Annotated in this window: 15 protein-coding genes and 2 pseudogenes; 4 read left to right on the top strand and 13 right to left on the bottom strand. The window is 70.4% G+C overall.

The genetic code is table 11. The features are described 5' to 3' along the window. Positions 1-7 precede the first annotated feature (7 nt). Positions 8-595 (bottom strand): hypothetical protein, encoded by a 588-nt coding sequence (locus ACHMXE_RS14450; RefSeq protein ID WP_395349870.1) that lies wholly within the window; start codon positions 593-595, stop codon positions 8-10. A gap of 257 nt (positions 596-852) precedes the next feature. Further along, positions 853-2,187, bottom strand: coding sequence for an aminotransferase class III-fold pyridoxal phosphate-dependent enzyme (locus tag ACHMXE_RS14445; RefSeq protein ID WP_395349868.1), 1,335 nt, complete (start codon positions 2,185-2,187; stop codon positions 853-855). Between the two features lie 132 nt (positions 2,188-2,319). Between ACHMXE_RS14445 and purU the strand changes: the two genes are divergently transcribed. Beyond that, positions 2,320-3,174, top strand: coding sequence for a formyltetrahydrofolate deformylase (gene purU / locus ACHMXE_RS14440; RefSeq protein WP_203203072.1), 855 nt, complete (start codon positions 2,320-2,322; stop codon positions 3,172-3,174). Between the two features lie 79 nt (positions 3,175-3,253). On the opposite strand, the gene ACHMXE_RS14435 is transcribed toward purU, so the two are convergent. The 4 genes from ACHMXE_RS14435 to ACHMXE_RS14420 form a co-directional block, all read right to left on the bottom strand. Continuing rightward, positions 3,254-3,631, bottom strand: coding sequence for a YXWGXW repeat-containing protein (locus ACHMXE_RS14435; protein ID WP_203203073.1), 378 nt, complete (start codon positions 3,629-3,631; stop codon positions 3,254-3,256). Positions 3,632-3,774: 143 nt separating this feature from the next. Then, positions 3,775-5,049 carry an SGNH/GDSL hydrolase family protein gene (locus ACHMXE_RS14430; protein WP_395349864.1) on the bottom strand — a complete coding sequence of 425 codons (1,275 nt, stop codon included), beginning with the start codon at positions 5,047-5,049 and terminating at the stop codon, positions 3,775-3,777. A gap of 114 nt (positions 5,050-5,163) precedes the next feature. Beyond that, entirely contained in the window at positions 5,164-8,460 is a 3,297-nt protein-coding gene (locus ACHMXE_RS14425) for a carboxyl transferase domain-containing protein (RefSeq protein WP_395349862.1), read from the bottom strand. Positions 8,461-8,470: 10 nt separating this feature from the next. Further along, on the bottom strand, positions 8,471-10,108 hold the full coding sequence (locus ACHMXE_RS14420) for an AMP-binding protein (protein ID WP_395349859.1): 1,638 nt from the start codon (positions 10,106-10,108) through the stop codon (positions 8,471-8,473). 178 nt (positions 10,109-10,286) lie between these two features. Between ACHMXE_RS14420 and ACHMXE_RS14415 the strand changes: the two genes are divergently transcribed. After that, positions 10,287-10,958, top strand: a complete 672-nt coding sequence (locus tag ACHMXE_RS14415; RefSeq protein WP_395353086.1) for a TetR/AcrR family transcriptional regulator — start codon at positions 10,287-10,289, stop codon at positions 10,956-10,958. A 23-nt stretch (positions 10,959-10,981) separates the two neighbouring features. Beyond that, positions 10,982-12,241, top strand: coding sequence for a branched-chain amino acid ABC transporter substrate-binding protein (locus tag ACHMXE_RS14410; protein ID WP_395349857.1), 1,260 nt, complete (start codon positions 10,982-10,984; stop codon positions 12,239-12,241). A gap of 4 nt (positions 12,242-12,245) precedes the next feature. Here ACHMXE_RS14410 and ACHMXE_RS14405 read toward each other — a convergent pair. From ACHMXE_RS14405 to ACHMXE_RS14395, 3 genes and pseudogenes are all read right to left on the bottom strand, one after another. Continuing rightward, positions 12,246-13,974, bottom strand: a pseudogene (locus tag ACHMXE_RS14405) (biotin carboxylase N-terminal domain-containing protein). Beyond that, complete coding sequence (locus ACHMXE_RS14400; protein ID WP_395353084.1) at positions 13,971-15,575, bottom strand: 5-oxoprolinase/urea amidolyase family protein; 1,605 nt, start codon at positions 15,573-15,575, stop codon at positions 13,971-13,973. Before ACHMXE_RS14400 ends, ACHMXE_RS14405 begins: the two are co-directional and overlap by 4 nt. Beyond that, on the bottom strand, positions 15,575-16,366 hold the full coding sequence (locus ACHMXE_RS14395) for a LamB/YcsF family protein (RefSeq protein ID WP_395349856.1): 792 nt from the start codon (positions 16,364-16,366) through the stop codon (positions 15,575-15,577). Before ACHMXE_RS14395 ends, ACHMXE_RS14400 begins: the two co-directional genes overlap by 1 nt. A 324-nt stretch (positions 16,367-16,690) precedes the next feature. On the opposite strand from ACHMXE_RS14395, the gene ACHMXE_RS14390 reads away from it, so the two are divergent. Further along, complete coding sequence (locus tag ACHMXE_RS14390; RefSeq protein ID WP_203203080.1) at positions 16,691-17,383, top strand: GntR family transcriptional regulator; 693 nt, start codon at positions 16,691-16,693, stop codon at positions 17,381-17,383. Positions 17,384-17,422: 39 nt separating this feature from the next. On the opposite strand, the gene ACHMXE_RS14385 is transcribed toward ACHMXE_RS14390, so the two are convergent. The 4 genes and pseudogenes from ACHMXE_RS14385 to ACHMXE_RS14370 all read right to left on the bottom strand — a co-directional run bounded on the left by ACHMXE_RS14385 (position 17,423) and on the right by ACHMXE_RS14370 (position 21,309). After that, positions 17,423-18,469, bottom strand: coding sequence for a TRAP transporter substrate-binding protein (locus ACHMXE_RS14385; protein WP_395349852.1), 1,047 nt, complete (start codon positions 18,467-18,469; stop codon positions 17,423-17,425). Positions 18,470-18,481: 12 nt separating this feature from the next. After that, positions 18,482-19,797 (bottom strand): annotated as a pseudogene (locus tag ACHMXE_RS14380) (TRAP transporter large permease). A 7-nt stretch (positions 19,798-19,804) separates the two neighbouring features. Continuing rightward, on the bottom strand, positions 19,805-20,338 hold the full coding sequence (locus ACHMXE_RS14375) for a TRAP transporter small permease (protein WP_203203083.1): 534 nt from the start codon (positions 20,336-20,338) through the stop codon (positions 19,805-19,807). A 2-nt stretch (positions 20,339-20,340) separates the two neighbouring features. Then, positions 20,341-21,309: a TRAP transporter substrate-binding protein gene (locus tag ACHMXE_RS14370; protein ID WP_203203084.1), complete on the bottom strand. Its 969-nt coding sequence runs from the start codon at positions 21,307-21,309 to the stop codon at positions 20,341-20,343. Positions 21,310-21,548: the final 239 nt, after the last annotated feature.

The raw sequence follows: 21,548 nt of genomic DNA, 5'->3' as shown, positions 1-21,548 counted from the left end.
CCTCCGTTCAGTTGAGCACGCCGAAGGCACAGGCGGCGCTGCCGCTCACCCCCGCCGTCTGCGCGCCGGTGTTGCCCTGGGCCGAGTTCAGCGCCTGCCAGGCCGCGCCCTGCACCTGCGTGCTGGTGCCGCCGACGACCGCCGATCCCACCGTGCCCGCGTTGGCCTGGTTGGTCCCCACCACCGCGGCACCGAGCGTGCCGACCGCGCTGTTGCTGTCGTTGCCGGTGGCGCCCGAGCGCGCGCCGGCGTTGGAGGGCGAGTTGGCGACCGTGCTGTTGTTGCCGTCGTTGCCGGTCGAGCTCGCCGAGACGTTGCAGTTGTACTGGCGCCCGACCGTGGTGTTGTAGACCGGCGCCGCGTAGTAGCCGCTCTTCTGCTTGCGGATCATGTCCTGCACCGCGGCCTGGTTGACCTTGTCGGTGCTGGTCTGGAACTGCCAGGCCGCGTTCTCGCCGACGTTGTTGGCCTGCGCGCGCGGCGCCGCCACCAGCAGCAGCGCCACCACCAGGGCCACGTGCACCGTGGCGGCCCAGTGCGCACCACGACGACGATCGGCGCACCGTGGTACGGGGACACGAGATGCACGAGGCATGGCAGGCTCCTTCAGGAGGAAGAGCACTAAACGAAAAGTGCTACTTCTTTGTGAAGGTGGATGCTATGGATCGGCCCGTGGGGCTGGATATTCCGGAAACCAGTAGTACCTATGCGTACAAACCAGCGGTGAGCACTGGGTGGCCAGACAGTGCGGCCGCCCCGATTTCGTGCGCTTTGCTGGGGCCGATCGGGGCTCGCGCCCCCATGGCGGGGGCGCGTCCGCGGCCCGTTGCGGGCCGCGGGGAAGGCCTGGGATCAGGCGTGCGCCTTGATCGAATCCGCCAGCGTGTTCACCAGCGTGTCGATGTGCGACTTCTCGACGATGTACGGCGGCGCGATCACCAGCACGTCGCCCGCGGGGCGCACCAGCGCGCCCTTGTGGAAGCAGTCGAGGAACACGTTGTAGGCCCGCTTGCCGGGCGCGCCCGCGATCGGCGCCAGCTCGACCGCCGCGGCCAGGCCGAGGCTGCGGATGCCGATCACGTTGGGCAGGCCCTTGAAGGTGCTGTGGAAGGCGTCGCCCAGCAGCTTGCCCATCTCGCCGGCGCGCGGGAACAGGCTTTCCTTCTCGAACAGCTCGAGCGTGGCGATCGCCGCCGCGCAGGCCACCGGGTGGCCCGAGTAGGTGTAGCCGTGGAAGAACTCGACCACGTGCTCGGGCGCGTCGGTCTTCATCATCGCGTCGTAGAGCTTGTCGCGGCAGATCACGCCGCCCAGCGGGATCACGCCGTTGGTCACGCACTTGGCGAAGTTCAGCATGTCGGGCACCACGCCGAAGTAGTCCGACGCGAAGTTGGTGCCCATGCGGCCGAAGCCCGTGATGACCTCGTCGAAGATCAGCAGGATGCCGTGCTTGTCGCAGATCTCGCGCAGGCGCTTGAGGTAGCCCTGCGGCGGCAGGTACCAGCCGGCCGAGCCGGCCACCGGCTCGACGATGATCGCGGCCACGTTGCTCGGGTCGTGCAGCGGCAGGATGCGGGTCTCGAGCTCGACCAGCGGGTCCTCGGCCCACACCGGTTCCTGGTTGTGGATGTAGGCGTTGTTGACCGGGTCGTGGATGAAGCGCATGTGGTCCACGCGCGGCAGGAAGGCCGAGCCGAACACCTTGCGGTTGCCCGGGATGCCGCCCACCGACATGCCGCCGAAGCCCACGCCGTGGTAGCCGCGCTCGCGGCCGATGAAGACGTTGCGGTGGCCCTCGCCGCGCGCGCGGTGGTAGGCCAGCGCCACCTTCATCGAGGTGTCGGCGGCTTCGCTGCCGGAGTTGCAGAACAGCACCTTGTTGAGGTCGCCGGGGGCCAGCGCGGCGATCATCTCGGCCGCGCGGAAGGCCTTGTCGTTGCTGATCTGGAACGCGGTCGCGTAGTCGAGCGTGTCGAGCTGCTGCTTGATCGCCTCGTTGATCGGCTTGCGGTTGTGGCCTGCGCCCACGCACCACAGCGACGAGATGCCGTCGATCACCTTGCGGCCGTCGTGGGTGGTGAACTCCATCCCGTCGGCCGCCACGAAGACCCGCGGGTCCTTCTTGAAATGGCGGTTCGGGGTGAAGGGCAACCACTGGTTGTCCATGTTGAAGTCCTGGTAGGCCATGCGCGTGCTCCTGTGTGTCTCGTCGGGATGTGGAAGGCCCCGTCGCCGAACGGCCGGCGCCCCGGGGAAAAGGGACGTGGCGGACGGGGAGAACGGCATTCTGGCACCCCTGCGACAATCACGCCCCTGACCATGACCACCACCCCTGCCTACATCCTCACCCTCTCCTGCCCCGACCGCACGGGCATCGTGCATGCCGTCTCGGGCTTCCTGCTGGAGCGCGGCGGCAACATCGAAGAGGCCGCCCAGTACAACGACCACCACACGGGCCTGTTCTTCATGCGCGTGCGCTTCGCCTGCGCCGAGCATGGCGAGGCCGCGCTGCGCGAGCAGCTCGCCGCCTTCGCCCAGGGCTTCGGCATGACCCTGCAACTGCAGGCCGCCGCCCAGCCGATGAAGACGGTGATCCTGGTCAGCAAGGAAGGCCACTGCCTCAACGACCTGCTGTTCCGCTGGAAGAGCGGCCTGCTGGCCATCGACGTGCGCGCGATCGTCTCGAACCACCGCGACTTCTACCAGCTGGCCGCCAGCTACAACGTGCCCTTCCACCACATCCCGGTGACGGCCGCGACCAAGGCGCAGGCCGAGGCCAAGCAGCTCGAGATCATCGAGGCCGAGGGCGCCGAGCTCGTGGTGCTGGCGCGCTACATGCAGATCCTCAGCAACGACCTGTGCCAGAGCCTGGCCGGCCGCGCGATCAACATCCACCACTCGTTCCTGCCGAGCTTCAAGGGCGCCAAGCCCTACTACCAGGCGCACGACCGCGGCGTGAAGCTGATCGGCGCCACCGCCCACTACGTGACGGCCGACCTCGACGAGGGCCCGATCATCGAGCAGGACGTGGCGCGCGCCGACCACACCGACACCGTCGAGGACCTCACGGCCCGCGGCCGCGACACCGAGAGCCAGGTGCTGGCGCGCGCGGTGAAGTGGCACAGCGAGCACCGGGTGCTGCTCAACGGGCATCGCACGGTCGTGTTCCGCTGAGCGGGCGTCGCGCGGAAAGAACAAAGCCCCCGGGGCGGCCTTCGCAGGTCGCCCCGGGGGCTTTTTCATGCCGGCCGCGTCAGTTGCGGTTCGGATTGTTCGGCCGACGGTCGTAGCGGTTCGGCACGCCGTCGCCGTCGCGGTCCCAGCGGCCGGCGCTGTAGGCCCAGCGGCCGCCCTCCTGGCGCCATTCGGGCGCGCGGTAGGCGTAGCCCGGGCGGGCACGCACCCAGACGCCGTTGGTCCACACGTGGCGGCCGCCACGCCACTCGTAGTGGCCCGGGGCCCAGACATAGCCGCGGCGCGGCGGCGGCACCCGCTCGTAGCGCGGCGGCGGCGGAGGCACCTGGATGGTGACCACCGGCTGCGCCTGGGCGGCCGTCGGCAGCGTGAGCGCGCCCACCGAGAACAGCGAGGTGGCGGCGACGGAAAAAGCGATGGCTGCGAGTTTCTTCATGGCTAGGCTCCATGAGTTGTTGGAGGAGCCTTCATGCTGCCGGTGCCTTGTGAACCGCCTGTAAGCGCCACGCGAAATCTTGTGTAGAGCTGTGACGCGGCGCCCGGCGCGCCGCCTGCAGGCGGCCGCCGACGCGCGTAGGCCTATTCCCGCAATTCCTGCAGATCGACCGCGCCGGCCATGGCCGTGAGGCCCGCGGCATTGGGATGCAGATGGTCGCCGCTGTCGTAGGCCGGCAGCAGCGCGAGCGGTCGCGCCGGATCGCGCAGCGCGGCGTCGAAGTCGACCACCGCGTCCACGTCCTGGCGGCCGCGGATCCAGCGATTGACCGCGGCGCGCAGCGCCTCGGTGTGCTCGTTGCCGTACGGCGAGCCGCTGAACGGCGGAATGGTGCCCAGCAGCACCTTCACGCCCTTCTCGCGCGCCTGCCGCACCAGTTGCTGCAGCCCGGCCTGCAACTGCTCGGGCGTGGGGATCTCGCTCGCGGCCACCGCCTGCCCGGGCAGGCCGATGAACGCGGTGCGGCCGATGTCGTTGGTGCCCAGCAGCACGATCACGTGCGTGACGCCGCTCTGGCCCAGCACGTCGTCGCCGAAGCGCACGAGGCCGCTGCGGCCCGCGCCGCCATGCAGCAGCCGGTTGCCGCCGATGCCGAGGTTGAGCACCGCCACCTCGCGCGCGGCGTCCGGGCCCGGACTCCTGCGCAGCAGCGTGGCCAGCTGGTGCGGATAGGAATTGCCGCCGCCCTCGCCGTCGAGCGCGCCCGCGGTGATCGAGTCGCCGAAGGCCACCACCGTGCGGATCTCGCGAGCGGCCCAGACGTCGACGCCGGTCACGAAGGCATTGGCCGGCATCCGCTGCGCATCGGGCAGGCGCGGCGCCGCCACCGCGTTGCCGTTCGACATCCAGCTGGCGTTGCTCGGCTGCAGATGCACCGTCGACAGCGGCGCGGCGCGCTCGTAGTAGCTGCTGACCACCAGCGTCTGCCCGGCCTCGACCGGGAAGTCGATGCCGTCGCTCCAGGCCTCGGCGCCGGGCGCGATCGCGAGGCCCGGGCGGCCATCGAAGCGCAGCGGCCGCAGCGAAGTCGGCGAGATCGCGCCGCCACCGGTGCCACGCGCCACGGTCGCGGCGCTCAGTTGCAGCGGCACGGTGCCGAAGCGGTTGGAGAAACGCACGCGCACGCGCGAGCCGCCCACGCTGGGCTGCAACTGATGGCGCAGCGTGAGGCCGGAGGAGGCACGGTCATCGGGCGCCACCGGCGGCGGCGTGCCCAACGGCGCGAGCTGGCGAAAATCCAGCGGCGCGGCGGCCCAGCTGCCGATCCAGCGCTCGGCGGCGGCCGGTGCAACGGGCACGGCCGCCTCCGAGGGCGGCGCGGCGTGCGCGAAAACGGCGAACAGCGCCAGGCACAACATGCCCGTCGCCCGCCTGGCGAATCCTTGTGAAACCAGCGTCATGCCCCGTCAAGCGAAAGCGCCAAAGTGTACGGAGCCGCCGTGCCACTTCGCGCGACAGGGTCTGCCGCCTGGTTACCAGGTGTCTACGTAGGGCGCCGGCGCCTCGTGGGGCCGCGTGGCCGAGGCCAGCCCGCGCACCAGCCAGTCGCGCGTCTGCGCGGGATCGATGACCGCGTCGATCTCCAGCGTCTGCGCCATGTGGATCGCCTCGCCGTTCTCGTACTGCTGCGCCACCAGCTGCTTGAACAGCGCATCGCGCTCGGGCCCCTCGGCGGCCGCGGCGAGCTCCTTGCGAAAGCCCAGCCGCACCGCGCCCTCGAGCCCCATCGCGCCGAACTCGCCCGTGGGCCAGGCCACGGTGAACACCGGTGCGTCGAAGCCGCCGGCCGTCATCGCCTGCGCGCCCAGGCCGTAGCCCTTGCGCAGCACCACCGCGAAGAAGGGCACGCGCAGGTGCGAGGCCACCATGAACATGCGGCAGACATGGCGCACCTGCGCCTGCGCCTCGATCTCGGGGCCGACCATGAAGCCCGGCGTGTCGCACAGCGAGACGATCGGCAGGCCATGCGCATTGCACAGCTGCATGAAGCGCGCCGACTTGTCGGCCGCCTCCACGTCGATCGCGCCGCCCAGGTGGTGCGGGTTGTTGGCCATCAGGCCCACGGGCCTGCCCTCGATGCGCGCGAGCGCGGTCACGATGCCCGCGCCGAAGCCCGCGCGCAGTTCGAGCAGCGAGCCGGTGTCGGCCACGCCGCGCATCGCGGCGCGCACGTCGTACACGCGCAGCCGGTTCTCGGGCACCACGTGGCGCAAGGCACGCGGGTCGGCGCACTGCCAGTCGGCGACCGGGCCCTGGAAGTACGACAGGTACTGCTTCGCGGCCGCGACCGCCGCGGCCTCGTCCTCCACCAGGATGTCGATCACGCCGTTGCGCGACTGCACGCTGCTCGGCCCGATCTGCTCGGGCGCGAAGCTGCCGAGGCCGCCGCCCTCGATCATCGCGGGGCCGCTCATGCCGATGTTGCTGCCCTTCGTCGCGATGATCACGTCGGCGCAGCCCAGCAAGGCCGCATTGCCCGCGAAGCAGCGGCCATGCACGATGCCGACCACCGGCACCTTGCCCGAGAGCGCGGCGAACTGGCTGAAGGTGTGGTTGTTGAGGCCCGCCACGATCGGCATGTCGGTGTCGCCGGGCCGGCCGCCGCCGCCTTCGGCGAACAGCACCACCGGCAGCCGCAGCTGGTGCGCCACCGCGAGCAGCCGGTCGGTCTTGTGGTGGTTGCGCATGCCCTGCGTGCCGGCCAGCACCGTGTAGTCGTAGGCCAGCACGGCGCAGCGCGACTTCTCGGGGCCGAACTGCCGAGCGTTGATGCTGCCGATGCCGGTCACCATGCCGTCGGCCGGCGTGTTCGCGACCAAGTCCTCGAGCGTGCGGCGGCGCGTCTGCGCCGCGATGGCGAGCGCGCCGTACTCGATGAAGTTGCCGGGATCGGCCGCGCTGTCGCAGAGGTCGGCGATGTTCTCGCGCGCGGTGCGCCCGCCCTGAGCATGGCGCTTGTCGACGGCCGCCCGGCGGTTCTCGTCGAGCGTGAACGCATGGCGATCGATGACCTTCCTGAGGTCGGGCCGGATCGCGTCGACGTCGTGGTCGGCGCACGCCTCGGTGTCCACGGCCTGCGCGTCGACCGCCTCCAGCCGCAGCAGCGACTGGCCCTCGACCAGGTAGTCGCCCGGCGCGGCCAGCAGCGCCACCACGCGGCCCGCGGTGGGCGCATGCAGCAGGTGCTCCATCTTCATGGCCTCGAGCACGCCGAGTTGCCCGCCCGCGGGCAGCACGTCGCCGACCGCGACCTCGAACTGCACCAGCTTCGCGGGCATCGGGGCCTTGACCGTGAGGCCATCGTCCACGTCATCGATCACGGGGCCGGCCGTCTGCGCGACGACCGGCGCGATCTCCTTCGCGCGTTTCTCGAAGGCCGTTGCGGCCACCAGCAGGTCGCCCAGGTGCGCCTCGACGAAGCGCGTGTGCACCGCCTGCGTCGCGAACTCGGGCCGCGCGGCGATCGCGTGCAGCAGCGGCAGGTTGGTGGCGATGCCCTCGATGCGGCACTCGTCGAGCGCACGCAGCGAGCGGCGCAGCGCATCGGCGAAGCGCGCCGAGGGCGCATGCACGATCAGCTTGGCCAGCAGCGTGTCGTAGTGCGGCGAGGGCGCAAGGCCCGCATAGCCGTGCGTGTCGACGCGCACGCCGGGCCCGGCGGGCAGCTCGAAGCGCGCGAGCGTGCCGCCCGAGGGCCGCGCGTGGCCCTGCGCATCGAGGGTCTCGGCATTGATGCGCCACTGCAGCGCGAAGCCGCGCTGCGCCGCAGTGCGGTCGGCCTCGATGCCGAGCGCGGCCAGCGATTCGCCGGCCGCCACCGCGATCTGCAGCTGCACCAGGTCGAGCCCGGTCACGGCCTCGGTCACCGTGTGCTCGACCTGCAGCCGCGGGTTGGCCTCGATGAAGACGAAGGGCAGCGTGGCCGAGGCCGCGTCGACCAGGAACTCGAAGGTGCCGAGCCCGCGATAGCCCACGGCCCGCGCCATGCGCAGCGCGGCCTGCGTGAGCTGCGCGCGCAGCGCCTCGGGCAGCGAGGGACTGGGCGCGATCTCCACCAGCTTCTGGAAGCGCCGCTGCAAGGTGCACTCACGCTCGCCGAGGCTGGCCACCGCCTGGCCGTCGCCGAGCACCTGCACCTCGATGTGGCGTGCATCGCGCATCAGCCGCTCGACGTACACGCCCTCGATGCCGAAGGCCGCGCGCGCTTCCGACATGCAGCGCGCATGCGCCTCGGCCAGCTCGCCCGCCTCGTGCACCGCGCGCATGCCGCGCCCGCCGCCGCCGCCGATGGCCTTGACCATCACGCCCGCGCCCTGCGCCTGCTGCTCGGCGAAGAAGGCCTGCGCCTGCGCGAGCGTCACCGCGCCCGCGCTGCCGGGCATCACGGGCACCTCGCAGCGCGTGGCCAGTTCGCGCGCGCGCGCCTTGTCGCCGAAGAGCGCGAGCTGCTCGGGCGTGGGCCCGATGAACACCAGCCCCGCATCGGCGCAGGCCCGCGCGAAGTCGGCGCGCTCGCTGAGGAACCCGTAGCCCGGATGCACCGCGTCGCAACCCTGCGCTTTCGCGGCCGCGATCAGCGCGCCGATGTCGAGGTAGGCCGCGGGCCCGGTCGCGTCGAGCGCGAGCGCCACGTCGGCCAGCTGCACGTGGAGGGCCGAGGCGTCGTCGCGCGCATGCACGGCCACGCTGGCGATGCCGAGGTCGCGCAGGGCGCGCACCAGGCGCACGGCGATCTCGCCGCGGTTGGCAATCAGGACTTTGGAAAACACGCGGGGTCTTTCAGTTCTTGTCTTCGAGCAGCCGGCGCAGCACCTTGCCGGCGCCGGTGGTGGGCAATGCATCGATGAAGCTCACGGAGCGCGGCGCCTTGTAGCTCGCCATGTTCTCGCGCGACCAGGCGATCAGCGCCTCGGCCGCGACCTCGGCACCGGGCTTGCGCACCACGAAGGCCTTGACCACCTCGCCCTTCTCGGGATCGGGCTGGGCGATCACCGCGGCCTGCGCCACCGCCGGATGCTTGATGAGGATGGTCTCGACCTCCTCGGGGAACACGCTGTAGCCCGAGACCTTGATCATCTCCTTGAAGCGGCCGATGAAGGTCAGGTAGCCCTCGGCATCGAGCTTGCCCATGTCGCCCGTGTGCACCCAGCCGTCGCGCAGCGTGGCGGCCGTGGCCTCGGGCTTGTTCCAGTAGCCCTTGAAGGAGCCCGGGCTGGCCAGCACGATCTCGCCGACCTCGCCGGTGGGCAGGTCGGCCTGCGTTTCCGTGTCGACGATGCGGATCGTGACGCCCGGCACCGCCACGCCCTGCGTGCCCCACCGCGGCGCATGGCGCGGCGTGTAGGTGTCGCAGGTGTGGGTTTCGCTCAGGCCGTAGGCGGCCTCGAAGGAGGTGCAGTTCGGCGCATGCGAACGCCACTGCGCGGCCAGCGGCTCGGTGAAGGCGATGCCGAAGCTGGTGACCGGGTTCATGCGCAGGCTCGCGAGATCGAAGCCCGCGATGTCGGGCAGCTGCATGCAGGCCACGTTCATCGGCGCGATGCTGTACCACCAGCTCACCTCGTGGCGCGCGATGGCCTGCAGCGCCGCGCGCGGATCGAAGCGGTGCAGCAGCACCGAGGCCGCGCCCGTGAGCACCGGCACGTTCACGCCCATCAGCATGCCGGCGATGTGATAGAGCGGCGCGATCGACAGCAGCACATCGTCGGGCCCGACCCCGTTGCAGTCGGCCGCGGCGCGGGTCTTGAACAGCGCATTGCCGTAGCTGAGCATCGCGCCCTTGGGCAGGCCGGTGGTGCCCGAGGTGTAGGTCATGAGCGCGACGTCGTCCATGTCGATGGCCACCGGCTGCGGCCGCGCATCGGCGTTCATGACGGCGAGGAAGTCCTCGCAGCCCGCGGGCACCGTGCGTTCGGCGTTGCGCTCGGCCACGAGTTCGGCCGGCAGGTCGAGCGCGGGCGTCTCGGGCAGCAAATCGGCGTAGTGCACGACGAACACGTGTTCGAGCGCGCTCCCGGGCTTCACCTTCTCGACCACCGGCAGCAGCGGCGCGGCCGCGACGATCACGCGCGCCTTCAGGTCGTTGACCTGGTAGGCGAGCTCGTGCTCCTTGTTGAGCGGGCCGCTGGGGCAGACGATGGCGCCGATCTTCTGGATGCCGAAGTGCGCCACCAGGTACTGCGGGCAGTTGTTGAGGAACAGCACCACCGGTTCGCCCTTGCGCACGCCCAGGGCCTGCAGCCGCGCGGCGAAGGCATCGCTCGCGCGGTCGAGCTCATGCCAGCTCATCGCATGGCCGTACCAGTGGCAGGCCGGATGCTCGCCGCGCTCGCGCGCATGGGCGCGCAGGTAGTCGTGCAGCGGCTGTTGCGCGCGCGGCGGGAGCGCGCGCAGCAAGGGTTCGTCGGTTGTCTCCATGGCGTCACTTTCTCAGGGTTATCGATAGCCGCTCGCGCCTGGCGGGCGCTTGCCATCGCCGGATGGTGCACGAACAATCCTACCCATGGGTATAACTTCCGCGACACGGCACAAACCCTCTGGGCGCAAGGCGCGCGCGGAGCAGGACGATCCCCCACGCGTGCCAGGCATGCAGGGCATGCACGAGGCGCATGCGACGGAGGCCAGGGCCCTCACGGCGCGCCCCGACCTGCCGCAGGGCACCGGCCGCCAGCGCGCCGCCACGCAGGGCACCGACCTGCAGCGCGAGCGCATCCTGCAGGCCGCCACGCAACTGTTCGCGGCGCAGGGCTACGCCAACACCACCATGGCGCAGATCGTGCGCGCGCTCGGTGTCACGAAGCCCTTCGTCTACTACTACTTCCGCGACAAGCAGGAGATCTTCGAGACCCTCTCCTGGCGCCCCGCGGTCGACTGCTTCACCGCGCTCGACTTCGCGGCCGACGATCCGCGCCGCGCGAGCGAGAAGGTGCTCGAGGGCATCGAGCGGCTGATCCGCGCCACCGTGGCGCACCATCCGGCCGCCTTCTTCCCCTACCGCGAACCGCAGGTCTACCGGCCCGAGTACCTGGCCGCGCAGAAGAAGCTCGCGCACCACTTCTACGACCTGCTGTGCCCGCTGCTCGAACAGGCGCGGCGCGACGGCGACCTCGATTTCGACGAGACCAAGATCACCGCGCTCGCGGCCTGCAGCCTGCCGGGCTTCCTCTACAGCTGGTACCGCCCGGGCGGACGGCTCTCGCCCGACGAAGTGGTGGCCGAGCTCACGAAGCTCGCGAGCCGCGTGATCGGGCTGCGCGCCGGCCACTGACCCCCCATCCCAGGAGACACACCATGAAGTTTCACCCAGCGCCCCTGGCGCGGCTCGCGCTCGCCTGCCTGATCGCCACGGGTTCCGCCGGCACCGCGCAGGCCCAGCAGACCTACAAGCTCGCCTACATCGATCCGCTCTCGGGCCCCTTCGCCAACGTCGGCGAGCTGATGCTGATGCACACGCAGTACGCGATCGAGGAGATCAACGCGAAGGGCGGCGTGCTCGGCGGCACGAAGCTGCAGCTGCTGCAGTTCGACAGCAAGCTCTCGGCGCAGGAGAGCCAGAGCGCGCTGCAGGCCGCGATCGACCAGGGCGCCAAGGCCATCGTGACCGGCGGCTCGGGCTCCTCGGTGGTGACGGCGCTGGTGCAGGCGGTCGCGCGCTGGAACCAGCGCAACCCGGGCAAGGAGCTGCTGGTGCTCAACCACTCGTCGATCGATCCCGAGATGACCGGCAAGGCCTGCAGCTTCTGGCACTTCCAGACCGAGGCCAACACCGCGATGAAGATGAAAGCGCTGGCCAACTACATCAAGAAGACGCCCGAGATCCGCAAGGTCTATCTGCTGAACCAGGACTATGCGCACGGCAAGCAGTGGGCCAGCTACGGACGCCAGCTCGTGGGACTGGCGCGGCCCGACATCCAGTTCGTCGGCGAGGCGCTGCATCCGATCGGCCGGGTCAAGGACTTCTCGCCCTACATCGCCAACATCAAGCAGAGCGGCGCCGACTCGGTCATCACCGGCAACTGGGGCCAGGACATGACGCTGCTGCTCAAGGCCGCGGGCGATGCCGGCCACGACCTGCGCTACTTCAACCACAGCGCGGGCTCGGTGCCGGGCACGGTCACGGCGGTGTCGCAGGCGAAGCTGGGCCAGCTGACCTGGGTCGCCGAATGGCATCCGGGCCAGGCCGGCACGCCGAAGGTCGATGCGCTGGCCAAGGCCTACAAGGCCAAGACCGGCAAGGACTTCCTCGCGCCGCGCATCGACATGACGCCGCGCCTGCTCGCGGCCGCGATCGAGAAGGCCGCGAGCACCGACACCGTGAAGGTGGCGCGCGCGCTCGAGGACCTGAGCTACGACTCGGTGGTCGGCCCGGTGCGCATGCGCGGCGAGGACCACCAGCTGCTGCTGCCGCAGGTGGTCAACACCATCGCGCCGGTCGACGGCAAGGCCGTGAAGCTGGGCTGGGAAGGCACGAACTACGGCTTCCGCACCGACGCGGTCTACAGCGGCAACGAACTCGCGCAGGGCACCGACTGCAAGATGGTCCGCCCTTGAACGCTCAGCCGATGCGCGCAATGGTCGCGCCCGCCACCACCGGCGCCGCGCCCGCCGCCAGCCGCGCGAGCCGGCCCGCGCGGTGGGCCACGACCTGCACCTCCATCTTCATCGCCTCCATCACCGCGATCGGGTCGCCTTGCGCGACCGGCGCGCCCTCGTCCACGGTCCACGCCTGAAGCGTGCCGGTGATGGGCGCGGCCACGGCGGCGGGGTCGGCAGCCTCCTCGGGCTGCGGCGATGACGACGGCGCGGCCGGCGCGTCGCCGATGCCGCGCAGCAGCGCCGGCGGCAGGCCCAGCGTCACGCGCCGGCCGTCGATCTCCACCGCCGTGCGAAGCAGCGCAGCATCGCGCACGGGCTCGGCGCGCACGGCCGCGGCCAGCGGCTGCGCGAAGTCGGTCTCGATCCAGCGCGTGTGGACCTTGAAGCCGTCCTCGGCCACGAAGTCGGGCGCCTCGACCACGGCGCGATGGAACGGCAGCACCGAGGCCACGCCCTCGATGCGGAACTCGCGCAGCGCGCGGCGCGCGCGGTGCCATCGCCTGCGCGCGCGTGGCGCCGGTGACGACCAGCTTGGCCATCAGCGAATCGAAGCTGCCCGGCACGCTCGAGCCCGAGACCACGCCGGTGTCGACGCGCACGCCGGGGCCCGACGGCGGCTCGAACAGGCGCACCGGTCCGGGCGTGGGCAGGAAGCCGCGGCCGGGGTCCTCGGCGTTGATGCGGAACTCGAAGGCATGGCCGCGCGGCACGGGTGTCTCGGTGATCGACAGCGGCAGCCCGTCGGCGATGCGCAGCTGCTCGACCACGAGGTCGATGCCGGTGGTTTCCTCGGTCACCGGATGCTCGACCTGCAGCCGCGTGTTGACCTCGAGGAAGGAGATCGCGCCCGTGGGCCCGAGCAGGAACTCGACCGTGCCGGCGCCGACATAGCCGGCGCGCGCGCAGATGTCGTGCGCGGCGCGGTGGATGCGCTCGCGCTGCGCCTCGCTCAGGAAGGGCGCGGGCGCCTCCTCCACCAGCTTCTGGTTGCGCCGCTGCAGCGAGCAGTCGCGCGTGCCGAGCACCACCACGCGGCCGTGCGTGTCGGCGATCACCTGCGCCTCGACGTGGCGCGGCCGGTCGAGGAACTGCTCGACGAAGCACTCGCCGCGGCCGAAGGCAGTGACGGCCTCGCGCACCGCCGATTCGTAGAGCTCGGCCACCTCGTCGAGCCGCCACGCGACCTTGAGGCCGCGGCCGCCGCCGCCGAAGGCCGCCTTGATCGCGATCGGCAGGCCGTGCGCCTCGGCGAAGGCCAGCACCTCCCGCGCGTCGCGCACCGGCGCCGGCGTGCCGGCCACCAGCGGCGCGCCGACCTCGAGCGCGATGCGGCGCGCCTGCACCTTGTCGCCCAGTGCCTCGATGGCCGAAGGCGGCGGGCCGATCCAGCACAGGCCGGCGTCGATCACGGCGCGCGCGAAGGCCGCGCTCTCCGAGAGGAAGCCGTAGCCCGGATGCACCGCGTCGGCGCCGCTGCGTGCGGCCGCGGCCAGCAGCTTGTCGATGGCCAGGTAGGTGTCGGCCGGGCGCGTGCCCTCGAGCGCATGGGCCTCGTCGGCCACGCGCGTGTGCAGCGCGTCGAAATCGGCGTCGGCATAGACGGCCACCGAGCGCACGCCGTAGTCGGCGCAGGCGCGCGCGATGCGCACGGCGATCTCGCCACGGTTGGCGATCAGGACTTTCTTCATGGCGTGTCGGAGCAAGGAACGGGGAGGCAGTGCGCGTCGAAGGCGCGCACCGGGTTGAAACGCAGGCGCGCGCCGACCGGGATCTGGCCGGCGCGATCGAGGTGGTGGGTGGCGACGGCGCCGATCACCGGGTAGCCGCCGGTCAGCGGATGGTCGGCGAGGAACAGCACGGGCTGGCCGCTCGGCGGCACCTGGATCGCGCCGAGCGCGGTGCCCTCGCTGGGCAGCTCGGCGGTGTCGAGGCGCGCCAGCGGTGTCTCGCCCGCGAGCCGCAGGCCGACGCGGTTGGACTGCGGCGTGACGGTCCAGCGCTGGCTCGCGAGCAGCGCGACCGCCTCGGGCGTGAACCAGTCGGTGCGCGGGCCCAGCACCACGTCGAGCACCACCTCCTCGTGCAGCGTCGGCAGCGCGGGCGGCGCCGCGTCGGGCAGGCCGACGACGGCGCCGCGCGCCACCGGCCGCAACACGAGACGATCGCCGGCGGCGATCGGAGGCGGGCCGATGTGCGCCAGGGTGTCGGTGGCGGCGCTGCCGAGCACGGGCGCGAGCTCGAAGCCGCCGCGCACCGCGAGGTAGCTGCGCAGGCCCGCGCGCGGTTCGCCGACCGTGAGGCTGTCGCCATCGGCCAGCGCGATCGCCTCGCCCACGGGCACCGTCCAGCGCGCGCCGCCGGCGCTGCGCAGTTGCAGCGGCACGTCGGCACCGGCGAAGGCCAGCACCGCATCGCCGCGGCAGCTGAAGCGGAAACCCGCGCCGACGATCTCGATGCAGGCCGCGTCGCTGGCATTGCCCACGAGGCGGTTGGCCGTGCGCAGCGCGCCGCGGTCCATCGCGCCCGAGGCCGAGACGCCCTGGCCCGCGAGCCCGTGGCGGCCCAGGTCCTGGAACAGCGCCTGCAGGCCGGTGGCATGGACCTCGAGCGCCGGCCCTTCGTGCGTGGCCGATGGCGGCGCGACTGGAACCGGTGGCGCGATGGCTGGCGCGTCTTGCCCCGAGACATCGATGAAGCGCACCGTATAGCCCGGCTGCAGCAGCGCGGGCTGCGCGCGGGCCAGGTCCCACATCGGCGTGGCGGTCACGCCGATGATCTGCCAGCCGCCGGGGCTGGCCTGCGGATAGACGCCGCTGAAGCGCCCCGCGAGCGCGACCGCGCCGGCCGGGATGCGGGTGCGCGGCGTGGTGCGGCGCGGCACGTCGAGGCTGGGATCGCCGCCGCTCAGGTAGGCGAAGCCCGGCGCGAAGCCGGTGAAGGCCACGGTGTAGTCGCTGCCGGTGTGGCGGCGGATGACTTCCTCGCGCGTGAGGCCCAGGTGCCGCGCGACCTCGTCGAGGTCCTCGCCGTCGTAGTCGACCGGGATCTCGATGCGCCGGCCCGCGCGCTCGACCGTGCCGTCGAGGCGGCGCTCGCCGATGCGCCGCGCGAGCGCCTCGTGCGTGACCGCGCCGGGTCGGAAGCGGACCAGGATCGTGCGCGCGGCCGGCACCAGTTCCTCGATGCCCTCGATCGGCTCGGCCTGCAGCGAGGCCAGCAGCGCGAGCGTCTGCGCGAGGTCGTCGAGCTCGACCAGCAGCGCGTCGAGGTTGACGGGCAGGAAACGCATCATCGTGGCGCTCCCGCCGGCTCGTCTTCTTCGCGGGCGAAGGCCCGCACCGCGACGCCCGCATGCTCGAAGGCGGCGCGCACCTCGCGCGCCATCGCCACCGCGCCGGGGCTGTCGCCATGCACGCAGACCGAATCGGCCTGCAGGCGCAGCGTGCTGCCGTCGATGGTCTCGACCTCGCCGTGCGTGGCCAGCCGCAGCATGCGCTGCGCCACCGCCCGCGCGTCGTGCAGGACCGCGCCCGGCTCGCTGCGCGGCACCAGCGTGCCGTCGGCGCGGTAGGCGCGGTCCGCATAGGCCTCGGAGACCGTGCGCAGCCCGCTCGCGCGCGCCCAGTCGAGCAGCGGCGAACCGGCGAGGCCGACCAGCCAGAGCCGGTCGTCGATCGCGCGGATCGCGGCGATCACGTCGCGCGCCTGCCGCTCGTCGTGCGCTATCGCGTTGTAGAGCGCGCCGTGCGGCTTGACGTAGCGCACCGAGGTGCCCGCGGCGCGGGCCAGGCCCTGCAGCGCGCCGATCTGGTAGATCACGTCCGCCATGAGCTCGGCGCTGCCCATCGCCATCGCGCGGCGACCGAAGCCCGCGAGGTCGGGATAGGACACATGGGCGCCGACCGCCACGTCATGGGCCTTGGCATGGCGCAGCGTGTCGAGGATGCCGGCCGCGTCGCCGGCGTGGAAGCCGCAGGCCACGTTGGCGCTGCTCACGATGCCGAACATCGCCGCGTCGTCGCCCATGCGCCAGGCGCCGAAGCTCTCGCCCAGGTCGCTGTTGAGGTCGAGCGTGCTCATTGGAGGGCCTTCGTGCTTCGCACTGCGGTGCGAGCTTGCCTGGGGCGGCCCGGCGCGGCGCTCACGCTGCGGTGCCCGGCAGAAGGGCACGCCGGGCCGGGCGCGGGAGGGAGGGCTTCGGAGGGCGCATGGAGAACATGGAATCGACTCGAATCTGGCCGTTTTGTTGGAACGAAGTTTATTTGATTGTTGAACAATTCAATCAATCGGTTGAGCAATATGCATGCCGACTCGCAGGGGCAAACCCTGATCCAGGGCGTGGGGCGGCGCGGCGCGAGGAACGGAATCTGCTAAAACCCCTCACCCCCGACATCCCCCATCCGCATGACCTCCGCCGCTTCCGAACCGCTGACTCCCCCTGCCCAGGCCTTGAGCGAGCGCATGGCCGAAGCCTTGCGGCAGAAGATCACGCAGGGCGAGTTCATGCCCGGCGAGCGCCTGTCGGAGCAGTCGCTCAGCGAGAGCCTCGGCATCTCGCGCAACACGCTGCGCGAGGTGTTCCGCATGCTCGCCAAGGACGGCCTCGTGAAGCACGCGCCGAACCGCGGCGTGTTCGTGGTCATCCCGAGCATCGCGTCGATCATCGACATCTACCGCGTGCGCCGCCTGATCGAGTGCCAGGCGCTCGCGCAGGCCTACCCGCGCCATCCCGCGAAGAAGAAGATGCGCGAGGCGGTCGATCGCGCGAAGGCCTGCCGCGACGGCGGCGACTGGCTCGGCGTGGGCACCGCGAACATGGCCTTCCACATGGCCGTGGTCGAGCTCGCCGACAGCGAGCGGCTCAACCTGCTGTTCGGCTCGGTGCTGGCCGAACTGCGGCTGGCCTTCGGCCTGCTGCGCGACGCCGAGTTCCTGCACGCGCCCTATGTCGAGATGAACGAGAACATCCTCGCGCTCGCGGAGGCCGGCGAATTCGCCCGCGCCGCCGCGGCACTCAACGACTACCTCGTGCATTCCGAACGCATCGTGCTCGCGGTGTACGCGCGGCACATCAACGATTCGGGCTGGAGCGTTTGAGGACGCACTCGCAGCGCACCTGGGTCCCGCATCGCATTCCTACCTGGTGAAGTAGGGGATGAAGATGTCGTTGGCCGACGCGCCCACGCGCTCGATCCACTCTCGTGAGAAGCGCTCCCCGAGGCGCTTGAGATCGCGGCCGAAGAGAAACGATGCCGCCTCGATCTTCATGCCGTTGCGCCGCAGCTCGTTCATCGATCGCGCGGCGGCCGCCTCGCTCGCGGCCCAGCCGCGCGTCTCGGCCGATGCTGCGGCGGCCTGCAGCGCCTGCCGGCTCGAGGCATCCAGCGCGCTCCATGCCTTCGCATGCACGAACACGATGTTCTTCGGGAACCACGCGTTGATCTCGTAGAAGTAGTGCATGGACTGCCATGCGCGGCTTTCCATGGCCGTGACGGCGGAGGTCGGCATGCAGTCGATGCGCCCTTCGGCCAGCGCCTTGTCGAGCTCCGTGGCCGGAACATCGACCGGCACGGCCTCCATCAGCGTCGCGATGCGCGCGGTGGTGGCGTTGTAGGTTCGCATCCGCATGCCGCGCAGGTCGCTCATGCCGGCGAGCGGCCGCACCGACAACAGGCCCTGCGGAGGCCATGCCACGGCATGGAGCACGCGCATGCCGCGCTGCTCGAAGGCACGCTCGATCAACGGCCGTTGAATGCGCCAGAGCCGCAGCGCATCGGCATAGCTGTCGGTGATGAAGGGCACCGAATCCGCGCCGGCGATCGGCATCTCGGCGATGAGGCTGCTCATGATCGTCTCGCCGGCCTCGATCTTTCCGGCCTGCACCGCGGCCCGGATGTCGTTGAGCGCGACGAGGGCGTTCTTCGGGAAGACGTCGATGCGCAACCGGCCCTGTGCCGCGAGTTCGACTTCCTTGGCCATCGTCATGAGATTGACGGTGTGGAAATTCTCCGCCGGGTAGCCGGTCGCGAGCCGCCAGACCGTGGCGGCTCGCGCCTGCGGCAAGGCCGCCCCGGCGCAGGCCAGCAAGGCAAAGCCTCGGCGCGTGATCGCGGCGCCGCCAGCACGCAGCCGAGCGGCGTTTGCCGCGGTCGACACATCCTTGGTCGTGAGAGTCCGCTTCATGGTGAGACGGCGCTACCGCTCCACGCCCATGAAGACGTTGGGCAATATCGTCACGATGCTCGGGAACAAGGTGACCAGCGCGATGCACAGCACGAGGCAGAAGAAGAACGGGATCGCCGCCTTGGCGATCACGTTGCTGTCCTTGCCCGTCATGTTCTGCAGCACGAATAGGTTGAAGCCAACCGGCGGCGTGACCTCGGCGATCTCGACCAGCAGCACGACGAAGATGCCGAACCACACGAGGTCGAAGCCCGCCTTCTGGATCATCGGCAGCACCACCGCGCTGGTCAGCACGATCATCGAGATGCCGTCGAGCGCGGTGCCGAGCACGAGGTAGACAAGCACCAGCACGCTGATCAGCGCATACGGCGACAGGTGCATGCCGTCGACCCATTCGGCCAGTTCGCGCGGGATGCCGGTGAAGGCCATGGTCTTGGTGAGGAAGGCCGCGCCCGCGAGGATGAACATGATCATGCAGCTGGTGCGCGTGGCACCCATGATCCCGTCGCTGAAGTTCTTCCAGGTCAGGCTGCGGCCCCCAGGCCGCGATCGCGAGCGAACCCAATACACCGAAGGCCGCGCATTCGGTGGCCGTGGCCCAGCCCGCGACCAGCACCCAGACGATGAACACGATCAGCAGCGCGCAGGGGATCAGGTTGCCCGAGAGCCGGATCTTCTCGATGAAGGTGGTCGGCGGGTCGGCCGGCGGCACCTTGTCGGGATTGCGCAGGCTCCACCAGCCGATGTAGCCCGAGAACAGCAGCATCAGCAGGAAGCCCGGCAGGAAGCCGGCGAGGAAGATGCGGATGATCGAGACGTCGGCCGCGACCGCGTAGACCACCATGGTGATCGAGGGCGGGATCAGGATGCCGAGGGTGCCGGCCGTGGCGAGCGAGCCGATCGCCAGCTTCTCGTTGTAGCCGCGGCGCTTGAGTTCGGGCAGCGCGACCTTGGCGATGGTGGCGCAGGTCGCGGCCGAGGAGCCCGAGACCGAGCCGAACACGCCGCAGCCCAGGATGGTGGTGTGCATCAGCCGGCCCGGCACGTTGTTCGAGCCAGGGCCGCAGGCCATCGAACATCTGCTCGCTGAGCTTGGTGCGGAACAGGATCTCGCCCATCCAGATGAACAGCGGCAAGGCCGCCAGTTCCCAGGAGGCGTTCGACTCCCAGAAGGCCGAGAACAGGTTCTTGCCGGGCAGCGTGTTGGTGAAGAAGGCCTGGCCGATCCAGCCGACGATGGCCAGCGTCATCGCGATCCAGACGCCGCCCGCGAGCAGCACCACCATGATGACGAGCAGCAGCGCGCCGATGAGAAGTGTTTCGATCATGACGGGCTCAGACCTCGGAAGAAAAATCGCCGGCGGCGTGTCGTTCCTCGACCGCGCGCTGGTAGCTGGGTTTGTGGCCGCGCAGCACGCCGACCAGCTCGTCGACCATGGCGATCAGCAGCAGCCAGCAGCCGATCACGAAGGTCGATTGCGGAATCCAGATCGGGATCACGACCAGGCCCGTGGCCATCTCGGCGAACTCGTAGCTCTCCCAGGTGAAGCTGGTGGCCCAGTAGGTGAGGTAGGCCACCGACACCGCCGCGATCAGCAGGCAGGTGACGTCGAGCGCGCGGCGCATCTTCTCGGGCACGGCCTCGAGCAGCAGCGTGACGCGCACGAAGTCACCGTGGCGGAAGGCATGGGCCATCGCGAAGAAGGCCGCCGCGGCGCAGAGCCACGCCACCACGTCGTTGAGCCCGCTCACGTGCCAGTTCATCTGCCGGCCCACGCCGGCCACGATCATCAGCACGAAGATCAGGAACACGCAGAACGCACCGAGCGCGCCTGCACCGTCGTACAGGCGATCGAGGAAGCGGCGCACGATCAGTTCTTCTTGTAGGCGTCGACGATCGCGGCGCCATCGGCACCGGCGGCCTTGAGCCAGTCGGCCTGCATGATCCCGCCGACCTGGCGCATGTCGGTGTCGAGCTTGGCCGAGGGCTGGTGGATCTTCATGCCGCGCTCGGCCAGCAGGCGCTTGTACTCGTCGTTCTTCTCGACCGCGACCTTCCAGCCGCGGGCTTCCGCATCGGCCGCGGCCTTGGTCACGGCGGCCTTGGTGGCGGCATCGAGCGCGTCGAAGGACTTGGCGTTGACGAGGATCGCGTTCTTCGGGATCCAGGCCTTGGTGTCGTAGAAGTTCTTCAGGCTCTCGTAGGTCTTGGTGTCGTAGCCGGTGGAGGCCGAACTCATGTAGCTCTCGATCACGCCGGTGGCCATGGCGGCGCTGAGCTCGGCCTGCTGGATCTGCACCGGCTGCGCGCCGATCAGCTCGGCGATCTTGGCGGTGGCCGGGCTGTAGGCACGCCACTTGATGCCGCGCAGGTCGGCCACCGAGGCGACTTCCTTCTTCGAGTAGATGCCCTGCGGGGCCCACGGCACCACGAACAGCACCTTGATGCCTTGCGCGGCGAGCAGCTTCTCCATCGCGGGCTTGGAAGCGTCGTAGAGCTTCTTCGCCTCGGGGTAGGTGGTGGCCAGGAAGGGCACGCCATCGAGCGCGTAGATCGGGTTCTCGTTGGCGAAGTTGGCCAGGAGGATCTCGCCGGCCTGGGCCTGGCTGCTCTGCACCGCGCGCTTGATCTCGGGCGCCTTGAACAGCGAGGCGTTCGCATGCACGGTGATCTTGAGCTTGCCGCCGGTGGCGGCCTCCACGTCCTTGGCGAACAGGGCGATGTTCTCCGTGTGGTAGTTGTTGGCCGGGTAGGCCGTGGGCAAGTCCCACTTGGTCTGGGCCAGCGCGGAGGCGGCGAGGCAGGAGAGCGCGAGTGCGGCGAAAGACTGACGGAACATGAACGGGACTCCTCGAGAAAGTGACGTGACCGGTGATGGGTGGAAGCGAAACGGCGGGTCCAGGCCAGTCCCCGGCCTGCCCCTTCAATGCAAGGCCCATGCCAAATAAATGAACAACTTCGGCGGCGGTTTCTGGCCTTTTGAATTTATTGTTGAACAATTCTCGTGCGTATGCCCAACAATGAGGCGTGATGAAAACCCGAATACGTGCGGGTTCCCGGCCTCCCCATGCCGCAGCC

The organism is Variovorax sp. UC122_21, assembly GCF_044056785.1.
In the GTDB taxonomy this organism is placed as follows: Bacteria; Pseudomonadota; Gammaproteobacteria; order Burkholderiales; family Burkholderiaceae_C; genus Variovorax.
This window is presented reverse-complemented; position numbering and strand designations above follow the sequence as displayed.

Excerpts from the sequence above, each read along its gene's own strand:
- ACHMXE_RS14430 (WP_395349864.1), bottom strand. The coding sequence starts at position 5,049 with ATGTTGTGCCTGGCGCTGTTCGCCGTTTTCGCGCACGCCGCGCCGCCC.
- ACHMXE_RS14435 (WP_203203073.1), bottom strand. The coding sequence starts at position 3,631 with ATGAAGAAACTCGCAGCCATCGCTTTTTCCGTCGCCGCCACCTCGCTG.
- ACHMXE_RS14390 (WP_203203080.1), top strand. The coding sequence starts at position 16,691 with ATGACCTCCGCCGCTTCCGAACCGCTGACTCCCCCTGCCCAGGCCTTG.
- ACHMXE_RS14400 (WP_395353084.1), bottom strand. The coding sequence starts at position 15,575 with ATGCGTTTCCTGCCCGTCAACCTCGACGCGCTGCTGGTCGAGCTCGAC.
- ACHMXE_RS14370 (WP_203203084.1), bottom strand. The coding sequence starts at position 21,309 with ATGTTCCGTCAGTCTTTCGCCGCACTCGCGCTCTCCTGCCTCGCCGCC.
- ACHMXE_RS14415 (WP_395353086.1), top strand. The coding sequence starts at position 10,287 with ATGCACGAGGCGCATGCGACGGAGGCCAGGGCCCTCACGGCGCGCCCC.
- ACHMXE_RS14410 (WP_395349857.1), top strand. The coding sequence starts at position 10,982 with ATGAAGTTTCACCCAGCGCCCCTGGCGCGGCTCGCGCTCGCCTGCCTG.
- ACHMXE_RS14445 (WP_395349868.1), bottom strand. The coding sequence starts at position 2,187 with ATGGCCTACCAGGACTTCAACATGGACAACCAGTGGTTGCCCTTCACC.
- purU (WP_203203072.1), top strand. The coding sequence starts at position 2,320 with ATGACCACCACCCCTGCCTACATCCTCACCCTCTCCTGCCCCGACCGC.
- ACHMXE_RS14420 (WP_395349859.1), bottom strand. The coding sequence starts at position 10,108 with ATGGAGACAACCGACGAACCCTTGCTGCGCGCGCTCCCGCCGCGCGCG.
- ACHMXE_RS14395 (WP_395349856.1), bottom strand. The coding sequence starts at position 16,366 with ATGAGCACGCTCGACCTCAACAGCGACCTGGGCGAGAGCTTCGGCGCC.
- ACHMXE_RS14385 (WP_395349852.1), bottom strand. The coding sequence starts at position 18,469 with ATGAAGCGGACTCTCACGACCAAGGATGTGTCGACCGCGGCAAACGCC.
- ACHMXE_RS14450 (WP_395349870.1), bottom strand. The coding sequence starts at position 595 with ATGCCTCGTGCATCTCGTGTCCCCGTACCACGGTGCGCCGATCGTCGT.